This window comes from Pseudomonas sp. CFBP 13710, assembly GCF_014842235.1.
GTDB lineage: Bacteria > Pseudomonadota > Gammaproteobacteria > Pseudomonadales > Pseudomonadaceae > Aquipseudomonas > Aquipseudomonas baltica.
In genome coordinates, this window is the sequence record NZ_JACYVJ010000017.1 from 1 (window position 1) to 13,851 (window position 13,851).

The window sequence follows — 13,851 nt, forward strand, 5'->3', positions numbered from 1 at the left end:
CCGCAGCGCCTTTTCGCGGCCACGGACCGCTCCTACGGACGAACGCTGCACCATTCCCACCGTAGGAGCGGTCATCGGCCGCGAAAGGCGCGCCGCAGTCTGCCTGAGGCACCGCAGCGCCCTTTTCGCGGCCACGGACCGTTCCTACGCGAGGGAAAACGTTAATATAGCGCCTGACCGTCATTATCCGAGGTGAACCCCATGAGTTCGTCCACACCCCATACCGCCAAGCTCGATCGCATTCTCGCCGATGCCCAGCGCGAGCGCGAAAGCGGCTACCGCGACAAGGCCCTGCGCATGTACCCGCACGTGTGCGGCCGCTGCGCCCGCGAGTTCGCCGGCAAGCGCCTGAGCGAGCTGACCGTGCACCACCGCGACCACAACCACGACAACAACCCCCAGGACGGTTCCAACTGGGAACTGCTGTGCCTGTACTGCCACGACAACGAGCACTCGCGCTACACCGACCAGCAGTACTACGCCGAAGGCTCCACCAGCAGCCCGACCATCGCCAAGGCGACCCACAACCCCTTCGCGGCCCTGGCCGGATTGATGAAAAAAGACTGAGCGAGCACGTGGCCAACAAACGGTACAGCTGCATCGGGTTGTTCAACCCCAAATCCCCGGAAAACGTCGGCTCGGTCATGCGCGCCGCCGGTTGCTACGGGGTCAACTCGGTGTTCTATACGGGCAAGCGCTACGAGCGTGCACGTGATTTCGTCACCGACACCAAGCGGGTTCACTACGACATACCACTGATCGGCATCGACGACCTGCAGAAGATCATCCCGCTGGGCTGCACCCCCGTGGCCGTCGAGCTGGTCGATGGCGCACGTCCGCTGCCCGAATACACCCATCCGGATCGCGCCATCTACATCTTCGGCCCCGAAGACGGCAGCCTCGACCAAAGCGTGCGCGACTGGTGCGAAGACACCATCTACATCCCCACCACCGGCTGCATGAATCTGGCCGCCACGGTCAACGTCGTGCTTTACGACCGCCTGGCCAAAGGCAACAACACGCGCTCCGGGCCCAAATTCAAATAAGCCGATGGAACAGCGTGAAGATTTGGCAGTCAGCTTGTTATCACTGCCCTATCAGGAGATTCACCATGAGCGACAGCAAAACCGTGGACGTCATCAAATCCGTTACCCAGCCCGACTACCATAACGTCAAGGGCTGGGAACGCGCCGGCTCGTTGCTGGTGGGCGTCGTCTCGATCGGCAAGGGTCTGCGCCGCGGCGGGATCTTCGGTCTGATCCAGGTGGCCATTGGCGGCGCAGCCCTGGCCCGCGGCTGGAGCGGTCACTGTGCAGCCAAGTCGCTGGCCGAGAAAGGCCGCAACGATCTGGAAGAGATCCGCAACAAGATCGAACGCGCTGGCGAAGATCTGCTGAACCTGAAGAAAAATGCTGATTCGGCGACCGACACCGCTACCGTGACTGGCGAAGACCCGGCGGTAACGCCAAAGATCTGAGTGCCTCGAGCCTCAAACGCGCCCCTCTGCAGTCATGCTGCAGCGGGGCGCAGCTTTATCGGCCGAGCGACCGGCGCGACGAATCAACCCGCGCGAAAGATCAGATAGTCTTCCCAATCGTCTTCGTCGACATCCTTCTCGCTGACCATTTTGCCGGACTGCGAAATACGCTGTTTGTGCACCTGTTCGCGGTCACCGCAGACCAGATGATGCCAAAGCGGCAGGTCCTGCCCCTGGCTGACCAGGCGATAACCGCAGGTCGGTGGTAGCCATTTGAATTGGTCGGCCTGGCCCGGCGTCAGCTGGATGCAGTCCGGCACGAAAGACTTGCGCCGCGGATAGTCGCTGCACTGACAGGTCTTGAGGTCGAGCATCTTGCAGGCCACACGGGTGTAGTAGACGCTCTCGTCGTCTTCGTCCTCGAGCTTCTGCAGACAGCACAGGCCACAGCCGTCGCACAGGGACTCCCACTCGAGCGGGTCGAGTTGCTCGAGCGTCTTGCGCATCCAGAAGGGTTCGACGATGGCAGCCATGTGACCGAGTGTCCTGTACGAAATTGACGGCTCAGGCGTGGGCGGTACCTGAAAGGGCCGCCAGTCTAGTGCGCCCTGCAGCGCGGGCCAAGCTCTGGCGACTGCCGGTAAGCTTCACTTGTCAGGCGCGATCGATTCGCAGTAGTTTTTACCCCCTGCCCTCCATCACCCTTCAATCAGGAATGCCATGAGCGCCAATCCCCGCATCGCCGACTATGCCATCCACGAGCAATTCATCAATCGCTGGTCGCCGCGCGCGTTCGAGCCGGTCGAAATCGAACAGGACACCCTGCTCAGCTTCTTCGAAGCCGCCCGCTGGGCCGCCTCGGCCTACAACTCGCAACCCTGGCGCTTTCTCTACGCGCGCCGCGGCACGCCGAACTGGGAGCGCTACCTGGGTCTGCTCAATGAATTCAACCGTTCCTGGGCGCAGCACTCGTCGGCCATCGTGATCATCGCGTCGAAGACCACCTTCACCGCCCCCGGCGCCACCGAAGAATCACCGGCGTTGTGGCACACCTTCGATACCGGCTCGGCCTGGGCGCACCTTGCGCTGCAAGCCAGCATCAGCGGCTGGCACACCCATGGCATGGCCGGCTTCGATCAGGATAAAACCCGTGAAGAGCTGAAGATCCCGGCTGAATATGCCGTGCATGCGGCCGTGGCCATCGGCAAGCTGGGTGACAAGGCCACCCTGGCCGAGTACCTGCAAGGTCGCGAACTGCCCAGCCCACGCCTGCCGTTGAGCCAGCTGGTGGCCGAAGGCGATTTCACGCTGTAAGCCAACCCGTAGACCGATGGGGCGGCAGACTCTGCGCCGCCGCCCCTGACCCACTCAATACCCGCGAGCGAAATCCACTTCGCCGCGCAGCGCCTTGCCGTCCTGCCACGCCTGCAGGTTTTCGACGAACAGCTCGACCATGGCCGGTGGCGAGGTTGGCGCTGCGCTGTGGCCGGTGAGCAGCAAGCCCCAGGCCGTCCAGAACGGGTGCTTGACCGGCAACGGCTCCTGACGACAGACGTCGATCACAGCCCCAGCCAGGTGCCCTTCCTTGAGCGCTTCCACCAGATCGGCATCCACCACCGCCACGCCGCGCCCGGCATTGATGAACAGTGCCTGCGGCTTGAAGCGCTTGAACAGCGCGGCGTCGAACAGATCGTGAGTCTGCACGGTGTCGGGCAGCAAGTTGATGACGTAGTCGGCTTCTTCCACCAGACGCCCGAGCTCATCGAGCGGCGCCACCTCGATGAACGGTGACAATTCTCTCGCTGTGCTGGCTACCCCCAGCAGCGTGACGCCGAAGGGTTGCAGGAACTTCGCCACGGCCTGGCCGATCTCGCCGACGCCGAAAATCAGCACGCGACGCCCGGCCAGGCTGCAACCGGGACGTGGATCCCACTTGCGCTCGACCTGGCTGACCAGCCGCGCCAGCACTTCGCGCTCATGGCCCAGCATATAGGTCAGCATGTACTCGGCCATGACCTGGCCGAAGATGCCCACGGCGCGGGTCAGGCGATAGGCACGCGGCAGGCCGTCGCCCAAGAGCGGGGTGATGCCCGCCCACGTCGACTGCGCCCATTGCGGGGTCGCGCCGGTGCGCAGCAGGTTGACGAACAGGTCCGGCTGGCCGAGCCAGACCGGGCAGTCCGCCGCCAGCCGCGCCAGCTCGGCAGGGTCGCCGCTGGTGTGTACATTCAAATGGGGAGCAGCTGCGCCGAGCAACTTGGCGTAAACGGCATAATCGTGTTCGGCGATCAGAACGCGGGTCATTGCGAGGCCTTGGTCAAGACAGCTGCGCGACCCCGTATCGGCAGGGCGGCAGCAGGCAGGTTGGTCAGATAAGGAAAGTCAGATGGGGTCGTTGCGGCGCAGCAGCTCTTCGGGAAGATGCTCGATGTACTCGTCTTCGGCAGGCGGCATCTGCAGGTGGTAACCCTGTGTTTCCAAGTGTTCGAGCACCAGGTTGATGTCTTCGCGCGCCAGGGCACGTTCCGGGCTGAGCACCAGATCGAAGGCGTGCACCGGTTTGCCGAACACGCTCAACAGGCCTTCGGGAACGCGCTCGAGCGCATCGCTCTTGAGCACATAGAGGTACATTCCGTTCTTGCACGGGCTACGGTAGATCGAACAGATACGTTTCATGGCTGGTCTCCAGCGGTGGCCAGGCTATCGAGCAGGGCCTGCCCCATGCGCTCGCGTCGCCATCCACGCAGCGAATCGGGCAAGTGATAGGGACCGTCGGGGTAGCCTGTCTTGAGCAACGCCTCGAGGGTCTTCTTGCGCAGCATCAGCTCGGGCGCCATGTTCAGACGCTCGGCTTCACGCTGGCCAATCGCACGCAACTGCTTGAGCACGGCCGACGCTTCGATCGGCAGCGGCTCGGGCAGCACCGATGGCCACTGCTCGGGTGCAACGCTGGCCGCAGCCTTGATCAACGCCAGAATCTGCTCGCCATCCTGGCGGACGGTGCGCGGATGCATGTCTTCGATCTTGGCCAGCGTCTGCAGGTTATCCGGTTGCAGCTTGGCCAGCGGCCACAGCGACTGCTCGCGCACGATGCGGTTGCGCGGCAGGTCGCGCGCACGGGCTTCCCGTTCGCGCCACGCGCACAGTTCGCGCAGTACCGCCAGTTGCGCGCGTGACAGTTTCCAGGCCAGCTTGGCGTCACGGTACAACTCGTCGGGGTTCACTTCGCGGCGCAGCTGTGCCACCAATTCGGCGCCGTCTTCGAGGACCCAGGCGTACTTGTCCTCGGACAGCTGCGGGCGCAGCTTCTCGAACACTTCGGCCAAGTGCACGGCATCCTCGGCAGCGTAGCTGACCTGGGTGTCGGACAACGGCCGCTGCAGCCAATCCGAACGCGTCTCGCCCTTGGGCAACTCGATGCCCAGCACTTCCTGGACCAGGCGCGAATAGCCCATGGAGAAACCAAGATTGAGGTAGGCAGCGGCCAGCTGCGTGTCGAACAGCGGCGCCGGCAGGCTGCCGGTCAGGCGCAGCAGCACTTCCAGGTCTTCGCTGCAGGCGTGCAGCACCTTGATCACCGCCGGATTTTCCAGCAGTTGGGTCAGTGGCTGCCACTGGGTAATCGACAACGGATCGATGAGGAAGGCGCTGGCGCCATCGCCGATCTGCAACAGCCCTGCGATGGGGTAGAAGGTGTCGACCCGCATGAATTCGGTGTCGAGGGCAACGTACGGCAAGCTCTGCCAGTGGGCGCAATGCTCAGCCAGGCTGGCATCGTCGCGAATCCAGTGAATATCGATGGCCACAAGGCTCTCCCACGAATAATGGCGCGCAGTATATATCGGCCCTGCTTCCACGGGGACATCCATGCGTGCCTGCGGTCGTTAATCCGGCGAGCGCCCGTTGCGGGCACATGCATTGAACGATCTGCCCCCAACGGGGGGTCGAACCTAGGCATCGGGTCATTTTCCATGGCCCACCATTCTGTCCACCCCACCCAGAGGTGTCGAGATGCCGGTAAAACACAACCTGTTCGCTGATCTGAAACAGAGCAAGGAAGAAGTCGAAACCCGCGCCAAGAGCGACGATCGGCTTAGCCAGCTACTGACCCAATACCATGTCAGCGATGCCGATGTGGTCAAGGCCGAAGACCGCGCCGCGCCGGACGACGAGGTCAAGAAGCTCAAGGAAAAACGCCTGCTGATCAAGGACAAGATTGTCCAGCATCTGGGCTGACCCTACCCATCGCAGCGGCGCATGCGCGCCGCCTCCCGCTGCACCGACCCTGCTTCACAGCGTTGACGATTCGCGCTTCAGGTCTGCATGACGAAAGGGCTTTGTGGCCCCGGACAGCGATGTGGCCACTTGATCGAGCCAGTGCTCGGCAGTGAATTTTGGCGCAGCCCCGGCGAGCGTGATCAGCATCAGGCCAGGCAGCAGCGTAGCCGGCCCCAGGCGCTGCAGGCTCCAACGCTCCAGTACCAGCAAGAATCCAAAGGCGGCACTCCCCCCAATCAGCGCGCCCATGATGGCCTCCGCCATCGGGTGGATCACATTGCCCACCAGCGTCGCGGCGAACCATACCCCGAAGCCGATACCCGCCAAGGCCGCCGGCCATCGCAGGTACGGGTGAACCTGCCGCGCCAGAACGCTCGCCAGCACCGGCACCATCAGGCAGGCATTCATCGCATGACCGCTGAACACGGCAATGTTCAACGACGGCAGGCCGATGCCCCATCCCTTGAACAAAATTTTGCTGGCACCCACCAGGCCATAGGCGCACAGCACCGTCAGCAACCACACCGTACAAGCCGCGCGTGAACCGGCCAACCACAACCAACCGGCAATCACCAGCGCAATTGGAAACATCACGGTGATAGCACCGTATTCCAACAACATGCATCACTCCTTCAAAATCGAACAGGCGGCGCCAGGCATGAAAGCCCGGCGCAACGTCAAAGCGTCTTGTTGAGCGTTATACGCGAGATATCATTCACCGCGATGTACTTCTTGGCATTCTTCGACACACGCATGCAACCAAACACCAGCACGTAGGCGCCGGCCAGGTCTTCCAGCTCATGGATGGGGAAACGCTGGGTGAAATCGTCGACCAGCGAACCGTCGACCACCACGCTCAAGTCCTGCCGCCCGCCGGTGTTGAGCCACAGGCTCGGCGGCTGATCGCCCGACTGCGCCGCGTCGGACACCAAGCCCCAGTAACCGCGCATGCGTTCCAGCTCATCGAACTCGGCGCGGGCGAACGGCACGAAGAAATCGCGCACCTTGAACAGCCCGCTTTCCACCGAAATCAACTGCTCGGAGCGACGGAAGTCCTCACTCAGGATCAAGTTCTTCAACAGCGTGCTCAACCGACGCTGACGCGTCTGCGCCCCCTGGGCGGCATGCCCGCCACTGTGCCGGCCCACCCCGTAGACCGGCTCGGTACCCTCCTCTACCCCGTAGTGACGCAGCGGCGCACCGAAGGCAAAGTCCACCTCGATGCGCTCGCCACGATTGACCACATCATCCTGCTCCAGCGTATCACCCCGATACGACTCACTTTGCGGGCCGCCCATGTCGCAGAAGTCGGCATGCGGCCGCGCACCGAAACACGACGCCTGGCCACTGCGCGCCGCCTTGCGATAGAACCCCGGCCCCAGGCAACGCGGGCACAACAGATTGCGCCGCATGACAGCCACGCAATTGGGGCTCAGCGCCTCGAATCCGGCGATGTCGTAAACGGTGTTGTTGATGGTGCACAAGGCGACGTCCATGCAGCTCTCCGGCTCAAGCGTTTGGTAAGGGAAAGCCGAAGGTTGGCAGGGGGTGGGGTGGGACGATAGGCAAAGGGGGGATTTTCAGATTTGTCCTACAGGGTTTCTTCAGCGCAGCCTATGTATGCAAGAGACCAGGGAGCGAGCCGGTAACCGGCTCACCCTGGACGCAGGTAGGGGCTGCTGGACCCATGGAAAAAAATTTCGCCAGACCGCTTTTCAGGCCTTGGCAATCTCTGGCGCCAGCAGCCATTCGGCACTGTCATTCCAGACGTCCATGCGCACTATCCTGCCATTGCGTACCTCGAACCGATCCAGATAACGATTACCCGAGAAACTCCGGCCATCAGCCCATTCGCCGAACAGTGTGCCGTTCGAATACACCACGGTGTGATCGCCGCGATCCATCCAGTCGAAGTTACCCAAGGCTTTTTTGACCCAGGCGTAACGTGAACCGTTGAACGCAGTGATTGCCTGGGGATTGGGCATCACCCGCCCGCCGGTGAAGGTGATCTGCACATCCTCACTCATGAACGTCGCAGCGCGGACCGGATCCGGCGCCATCGAAGCCTCGAGGAAACTGCTAACAATCTGTACGTCTTCGTTCATCTCAATCATTGCTGTAACTCCTGAATCAAGGGAAACCCGCTAACCAGGCATGCCTCTGCCTGGTGCGGACCGCTTTATTTTGGCGCGTAAACAGGCGCCCGAATGGATACTTAAGCCGTTTCCAAGGATGTAACGACTGGCACCCTACTTGCTAGCAATAAATATGCAAATGCTAGCAATCAGGAGAGTAAACCATGGCCACCTGGCTTCCAAACCTGCAACGTCTGCTGTTCCCCGTGGCTGCGGCAGCCACTCTCAACCTGGCAATGGTTCTCGGCGCGCACGCGGCCGAACCGCCGATCAAAGTCGGTCTGGTAGCCGCCCTCTCGGGTCAATCGGCCAAGTCCGGCGAAGCCCTGACCCGCGGCCTGAGCATGGCCATCAATGAGGTCAACGCCCGCGGCGGAGTACTTGGCCGTCAGTTGGAGTTGGTGCGCCGTGACGACGAAAGCAACCCGTCCAAAGGTATGCTCGCCGCCCGCGAACTGGTCCAGCGCGAAAAAGTCACCGTGCTGTTCGGCGGCTTGGACACGCCGGTTTCTCTGGCAATCGTACCGCTGGCCAATCAACTGAAAGTGCCGTTCATGGGCATCTGGGCGGCAGGTACGAAGATCACCGAGAACGGCGCGGCAGATAACTATGTGTTCCGCGTCTCTGCCGTCGACGAGCTGGTGGACGAGGCGCTGGTGCAATACGGCGTCGACAACGGCATGAAAAAGCCGGGCATGATCCTTATCAATAACCCATGGGGCGAATCCAACGAGGCAGGTTTCAAACGTGCCCTGGAAAAACGCAGCCTGGCCAATGCCGGTGTCGAGCGCATCCAGGACAGCGATCTGGATGTGGTTCCGCAACTAACGCGCTTGAAAAACGCCGGTGCGGACACTTTGCTGATGGTCGGCAATGTGGGTCCATCGGCGCAGGTCGTGAAGTCTCTGGACCGCATGGGCTGGGACGTCCCGGTGGTTTCCCACTGGGGGCCGGCCGGTGGTCGCTTCGGCGAACTGGCAGGCCCCAATGCGTCCAAGGTGCATTTCATCCAGACCTACGTGTTCACCGAACACAACGGCGCCAAGGGCGATGCATTGCTGGCCGCATTGAAAACAGCCTACCCGCAGATCAAGACCGTGGCCGACGTGACCCCGGCAGTCGGCATTGCCAATGCGTACGACGCGCTGCATCTCGCTGCTCAAGCCATCGAAAAGGCCGGCAAAACGGACGGCCCGGCCGTGCGCGATGGTTTCTACGCCATCACCGACTATGACGGCTTGATCAAGCACTACAAGCAGCCGTTCAGCCCATCCAAGCATGACGCCCTGGGGCCTGACGACTATATCTTCAGCCACTTCGTCAACGACCAGATCGTACCGCTCAAGCCGCAGGAGTAAGCGATGTTCACCGCCGCCATTATCACCGGGCTTGGCCTGGGCAGCATGTATGCGTTGCTGGCGTTGGGTTTTCACCTAACCTACGTCGTATCGCGCACCGTCAACTTTGCCCAGGGCAGCGCCATGATGGTCGGTGCGGTGCTCGGCTACACGTTTTGCATCAACTGGGGCTGGCCACTGTGGCTGGGCGTGCCGCTGACACTGATCCTCTGTGCGCTGTATGGCCTGGTGATCGAGCGCTACCTGGTGCGACCTTTCCACAGCCGCGGCTCGCAGGCCTGGCTGATGGCAACGGTGGCGGGCGGAATCCTGGTGGACAACCTTGCGCTGTTCACCTTCGGCAAGGAGCCTCGACAGTTCGAAAGCGCCTTGGTGAACCTGAGTGTCGAGCTGTTCGGCAGCCACATCAGTGCCCTGCAATTGCTGATTCCGCTAGCGGGCGCTGCCGTCGCCTTGGCGCTGCACCTGGTACGGCGTTACACCCGGCTAGGCAAGGTACTCGAAGCCTGCGTGCAGAATCCGCGCGCCGCGATGTTGATGGGCATCAATGTCAATCGTGTGGTGGCCATCGCCTTTGCGTTGTCGACCGTCTTCGCGGGGGTGGCGGGCCTGCTGATTGCGCCGCTGTTCAGCGTCAACGCGGAAATGGGCATGTTGTTCGGCCTGAAAGCCTTTGCGGTGGCGATTCTGGGCGGCATCGGCAGCGCGGGCGGGGTCTTTGCCGCCGGATTGCTGTTCGGCCTGACCGAAGCATTGATCACCTTGTACTTCGGCTCTGCATTCACCCAGATATTTACCTTCGCGCTGGTCATTCTGGCGCTGGCGATTCGTCCCAACGGTCTGTTTGGCAGCCGGGCATTGGTGAAAGTATGAATAACCTCAAAACCCTGGTCGCTCCGGCGTTCATCGCCTTGCTCGCTGTGCTGTCTGGCGTCCTGGCATTCACCCTCGACAGCTACTCGCTGTTGGTTTTCACCCTCTGTGCGCTGGCGGCAGTGGTCGGTGTGGGCCTGAACATCCTGATTGGCCTGAGCGGGCAAATTTCCTTCGGACATATCGCGTTCTACGCGATTGGCGCTTATGTATCGGCCCTGCTGAGCATGGCGGGATGGACGCTGTGGCTGGCCCTGCCAATGGCCGGTGTTGTGGCGGGTCTGATCGGCGCGCTATTGGCGATCCCCGCGCTTCGGGTCAGCGGCCCGTATCTGGCGATGATCACCATCGCCTTCTCGTTCGTGGTGCATCACGGCTTGATCGAATGGCGGGATGTAACAGGGGGCTCGAATGGCCTGATGGGTATCCCGCTGCCGGAGTTCGCCGGCCTCGATCCGGCGATCCTGCTCGCGCTGCTGGCTGCCGCGCTGATGATCGGCGCGCTGTTGTTCTATCGGCGCCTGAGCCAGAGCGGCTGGGGCAAGGCCATGCTGGCGGTGAAAACTTCGGAAATCGCCGCGCGCTCGCTGGGTTTCAACCCGGTGATAAGTAAAACCCTGGCATTCGCATTGTCGGCGGCCTTGACCGGGCTGGCAGGCGGGTTGCTCGCGCCCTTGCTGATGTTCATCAACCCGGAATCCTTCCCCTTCTCGCAATCCATCCTGTTCGTTCTGGCCGTGATCGTGGGCGGCAGCGGTATGCTGTTCGGGCCGTTGATCGGTGCCGTGTTGATCGTGCTGGTGCCGGAACTGCTGTCGGATTTCGCTGAATACCGGTTGCTGATCTTCTCCATACTGCTGCTGATCGTACTGTGGATCGCGCCCAACGGCTTGCTCGGTGCCCTCGCCCGGCGCGTGATCAAACCCGCTCGCCTGGTGCCGCCGACGTGCATCGATCACGCACGCGTCGCCGCTCATCTGCGCAGCCGCGGCCCGTCCTCAGGGCTGCGGGTTACCGATATCGGCATCCGCTTCGGCGGCGTACAGGCGGCGCAACACGTCAGTCTGCAGGCACCCGCCGGCAGTATCACCAGCATCATCGGCCCCAACGGCGCAGGCAAAACCACGGTTCTGAACATGATCAGCGGGTTTTACGCACCGGACAGCGGCCAGATCGAATTGCAACAACCGCTGGCTGGGCTGCCTGCCTGGAAGACGGCCCGGGCCGGCATTGCCCGTACGTACCAGACCACCTTGTTGTTCGGCGAACTGTCCGTGCTCGACAACCTGCTCGTGGCGATGCAGAAGGGGCGCCTGGGCCTGCCGTTCAGCCGTGCCCTGGAAACGCAACGCAGCCTGGCGCTGGAGTTGCTGGCGTTGGTGGGCTATCGCGGCGAAGTGAATATTGCCGCCGAGGATTTGCCCCACGTAGACCGCCGCCTGGTGGAAATAGCCCGGGCGCTGGCGACTGCACCGACCGTGCTATTGCTGGACGAGCCAGCGGCAGGCCTCAGCCGTCGCGACACCGACGACCTGGCGATACTGCTGCGCAAGCTGGCGGATTTTGGCCTCACGGTGATTCTGGTCGAGCACGACATGGCACTGGTGATGTCGGTGTCCGAGCGTTTACTGGTGCTCGACGCGGGCAAGCCGATTGCGTCGGGGCCACCCTCCGAAATCCGCCAGAACCCGCAAGTGATCGCCGCGTATCTGGGCGGCACCGACTACCAAGCCACCCCGCGCGCGCAACCTTGGGCGGGTAGCCGCGACGCGCGTTTGTACGTCAAGGATCTGGTCATTGATTACGGCGCGTCCGCCGTGGTCAACAAGGTCAATCTGCTGGTGAATCCCGGCGAACTGGTGGCCATCCTCGGCGCGAACGGCGCGGGTAAATCCAGCATCCTGCAATGCCTGGCCGGCCTGCATCGCGCCAGCAGCGGCAGCATCCTGCTCGACAACGAAAATATCGAACAGACCAGTGCCAGTCTGATTGCCGCGCAGGGCCTGGCGTTGGTGCCCGAAGGTCGTCAGGTCTTTCCTTACCTGAGCGTGCGCGACAATTTGTTGCTGGGTGGTTACTCACGTCGCGAAGCCTTCGATAACGACGCTGAAATCGAGGCCATCCTCAAGCGCTTCCCTCGTCTGCGCGATCGCATCGACAACCCGGCCGGTCTGCTGTCCGGTGGCGAGCAACAGATGGTCGCGGTGGGTCGCGGCTTGATGGCAAAGCCGAAAATTCTTCTGCTCGATGAACCGTCGCTGGGCCTGTCACCTGCCATGATCGGCGAGCTTTACGACGCGCTGGCTGCGCTGCGCGACGAGGGCGTGACCATTCTATTGGTAGACCAGATGGCCAACCTCGCGCTGCAAGTGGCTGACCGCGCGTATGTGCTGGAAACCGGAACCATCGTGAAATCCGGCAGCGCCACGCAATTGCGCGACGACAAAGACCTGGCCGCGGCCTACCTGGGCGAAGGAGTCAGCGCATGAACGCTTTGCAGATCATCAATGCGCGGCTTGGCGACGGTAACCACCTGACCCAGCTGCAGGTAGAGAACGGCTATTTCGTCGACGCCTGGAGTGCCGACACACACCAGTGGGACACCCTCGATCTGCAGGGGCAGCTCATCATGCCCGGCCTGATCGAAACCCACATTCATCTGGACAAGGCCTGCATCATGGAGCGCTGCCACCTGCAGGAAGGCACGCTGGCCGAAGCGGTGGCCCAGACCCGAGCGGCGAAAGCGGGGTTTACCGAAGACGATGTGTATCGGCGCGGTGCCCTGGTGCTGGACAAAGCCATCGTGCAAGGCACGACACACATGCGCACCCATGTCGAGTTGGACCCGCAGATCGGCTTGACCGGCTTCCATGCCATTCGCCGCTTGCAGGCTGACTATGCCTGGGCGATCAGCCTGGAGCTGTGTGTGTTCCCGCAGGAAGGGCTGCTGAACAATCCGGGCACCGAAGCACTGTTGTGCGAGGCACTGGAAAGTGGCGCAACGGTCCTGGGCGGGTGTCCGTACATGGACAGCGACCCGCTGGGACAGATCCAGCGCTTGTTCGAATTGGCTACGCGCTACGACTGCGACCTTGACCTGCATCTGGATTTCGATCTGAACCCCGAAGGCCTGACCGTCATGGAAGTCGCACGCTGTACGCGGCTGCATGGCTGGGGCGGACGCGTGACCATCGGCCATGTGACCAAGCTGTCCGCCCTGCCCAGGGAATCACTGACGGTAATCGCCCTCGAGCTGGCCGAAGCAGGCGTACAGGTGACCTGCCTGCCCAGCACCGACCTGTTCCTGATGGGTCGCGAGGTGTTCCACAACAAGCCCCGCGGGCTGGCGCCGCTGGCGTATCTGCACGCCTGTGGCGTGACGTGTTCGGTGTCTACCAACAATGTCGGCAATCCGTTTACGCCCTATGGCGATGCCTCGCTGGTGCGTCAGGCCAATCTGTTCGCCAACGTCTGTCAGATGGGTACCGTCGGGCAGTTGCTGCAATGCCTGGCTTGGGTATCAAGCGAGTCGGCACGCCTGCTCAGGCTGGAAAATTACGGCCTGCTACCGGGCTGCCGCGCCGACTTCATCGTCTTCGACGCGCCCTCACCCGCTGCGGTGATCGCCGAGATCAGCGCGCCGGTGATGGGTTTCAAGGGTGGCAGGCAAACCTTCAGCAGACCGGTTGGGAAGTTGCTGAGGCCGTGATCGAACAGGCAACGCCTGCGC

General features: G+C 62.3%; 16 protein-coding genes. 9 read left to right on the forward strand and 7 right to left on the reverse strand.

The genetic code is table 11. The annotated features are described in order from the left end of the window. Positions 1–201: 201 nt before the first annotated feature. The 3 genes from IFT44_RS20650 to IFT44_RS20660 all read left to right on the forward strand — a co-directional run bounded on the left by IFT44_RS20650 (position 202) and on the right by IFT44_RS20660 (position 1,477). Positions 202–567 carry a YajD family HNH nuclease gene (locus IFT44_RS20650; protein WP_043185061.1) on the forward strand — a complete coding sequence of 122 codons (366 nt, stop codon included), beginning with the start codon at positions 202–204 and terminating at the stop codon, positions 565–567. 8 nt (positions 568–575) lie between these two features. Then, positions 576–1,046, forward strand: a complete 471-nt coding sequence (locus IFT44_RS20655; protein ID WP_049862310.1) for an RNA methyltransferase — start codon at positions 576–578, stop codon at positions 1,044–1,046. Positions 1,047–1,111: 65 nt separating this feature from the next. Next, the gene (locus tag IFT44_RS20660) at positions 1,112–1,477 is read left to right on the forward strand and encodes a YgaP family membrane protein (RefSeq protein WP_192102509.1); all 366 of its coding nucleotides are present in this window, start codon (positions 1,112–1,114) and stop codon (positions 1,475–1,477) included. An 83-nt stretch (positions 1,478–1,560) separates the two neighbouring features. Here IFT44_RS20660 and IFT44_RS20665 read toward each other — a convergent pair whose 3' ends face one another. After that, positions 1,561–2,010: a YcgN family cysteine cluster protein gene (locus tag IFT44_RS20665; protein ID WP_122476635.1), complete on the reverse strand. Its 450-nt coding sequence runs from the start codon at positions 2,008–2,010 to the stop codon at positions 1,561–1,563. Positions 2,011–2,197: 187 nt separating this feature from the next. On the opposite strand from IFT44_RS20665, the gene IFT44_RS20670 reads away from it, so the two are divergent. Beyond that, positions 2,198–2,791, forward strand: a complete 594-nt coding sequence (locus tag IFT44_RS20670; RefSeq protein ID WP_122476637.1) for a nitroreductase family protein — start codon at positions 2,198–2,200, stop codon at positions 2,789–2,791. A 54-nt stretch (positions 2,792–2,845) separates the two neighbouring features. Here IFT44_RS20670 and IFT44_RS20675 read toward each other — a convergent pair whose 3' ends face one another. The 3 genes from IFT44_RS20675 to rnd all read right to left on the reverse strand — a co-directional run bounded on the left by IFT44_RS20675 (position 2,846) and on the right by rnd (position 5,283). Then, the gene (locus tag IFT44_RS20675) at positions 2,846–3,781 is read right to left on the reverse strand and encodes a D-2-hydroxyacid dehydrogenase (RefSeq protein ID WP_192176486.1); all 936 of its coding nucleotides are present in this window, start codon (positions 3,779–3,781) and stop codon (positions 2,846–2,848) included. 78 nt (positions 3,782–3,859) lie between these two features. Beyond that, positions 3,860–4,153, reverse strand: a complete 294-nt coding sequence (locus tag IFT44_RS20680; protein WP_122476641.1) for a YcgL domain-containing protein — start codon at positions 4,151–4,153, stop codon at positions 3,860–3,862. Next, a complete protein-coding gene (rnd, locus tag IFT44_RS20685; RefSeq protein WP_192052755.1) occupies positions 4,150–5,283 on the reverse strand; it encodes a ribonuclease D in 1,134 nt (377 codons plus the stop codon). The genes IFT44_RS20680 and rnd overlap by 4 nt, the downstream gene beginning before the upstream one ends. Positions 5,284–5,488: 205 nt before the next feature. On the opposite strand from rnd, the gene IFT44_RS20690 reads away from it, so the two are divergent. Continuing rightward, positions 5,489–5,713, forward strand: coding sequence for a hypothetical protein (locus IFT44_RS20690; protein ID WP_122476645.1), 225 nt, complete (start codon positions 5,489–5,491; stop codon positions 5,711–5,713). 54 nt (positions 5,714–5,767) lie between these two features. Here the strand turns inward: IFT44_RS20690 and IFT44_RS20695 are convergent, their stop codons facing one another. From IFT44_RS20695 to IFT44_RS20705, 3 genes are all read right to left on the reverse strand, one after another. Continuing rightward, positions 5,768–6,376 carry a hypothetical protein gene (locus IFT44_RS20695; protein WP_244647915.1) on the reverse strand — a complete coding sequence of 203 codons (609 nt, stop codon included), beginning with the start codon at positions 6,374–6,376 and terminating at the stop codon, positions 5,768–5,770. Positions 6,377–6,432: 56 nt separating this feature from the next. Beyond that, positions 6,433–7,251 (reverse strand): hypothetical protein, encoded by an 819-nt coding sequence (locus IFT44_RS20700; protein WP_122476646.1) that lies wholly within the window; start codon positions 7,249–7,251, stop codon positions 6,433–6,435. A 219-nt stretch (positions 7,252–7,470) separates the two neighbouring features. Then, a complete protein-coding gene (locus IFT44_RS20705) occupies positions 7,471–7,869 on the reverse strand; it encodes a nuclear transport factor 2 family protein (protein ID WP_192176487.1) in 399 nt (132 codons plus the stop codon). Between the two features lie 185 nt (positions 7,870–8,054). Here IFT44_RS20705 and IFT44_RS20710 point away from each other — a divergent pair, with 185 nt between their 5' ends. Genes IFT44_RS20710 through IFT44_RS20725 form a run of 4 tightly spaced genes read left to right on the forward strand, consistent with a single transcriptional unit; the run spans position 8,055 to position 13,830 of the window. Next, positions 8,055–9,248 carry an ABC transporter substrate-binding protein gene (locus IFT44_RS20710; protein ID WP_192176488.1) on the forward strand — a complete coding sequence of 398 codons (1,194 nt, stop codon included), beginning with the start codon at positions 8,055–8,057 and terminating at the stop codon, positions 9,246–9,248. Positions 9,249–9,251: 3 nt separating this feature from the next. After that, complete coding sequence (locus IFT44_RS20715) at positions 9,252–10,121, forward strand: branched-chain amino acid ABC transporter permease (RefSeq protein ID WP_185794241.1); 870 nt, start codon at positions 9,252–9,254, stop codon at positions 10,119–10,121. Beyond that, complete coding sequence (locus IFT44_RS20720) at positions 10,118–12,610, forward strand: branched-chain amino acid ABC transporter ATP-binding protein/permease (RefSeq protein ID WP_192176489.1); 2,493 nt, start codon at positions 10,118–10,120, stop codon at positions 12,608–12,610. The genes IFT44_RS20715 and IFT44_RS20720 overlap by 4 nt, the downstream gene beginning before the upstream one ends. Further along, positions 12,607–13,830, forward strand: coding sequence for an amidohydrolase family protein (locus IFT44_RS20725; RefSeq protein WP_192176490.1), 1,224 nt, complete (start codon positions 12,607–12,609; stop codon positions 13,828–13,830). Before IFT44_RS20720 ends, IFT44_RS20725 begins: the two co-directional genes overlap by 4 nt. Positions 13,831–13,851: the final 21 nt, after the last annotated feature.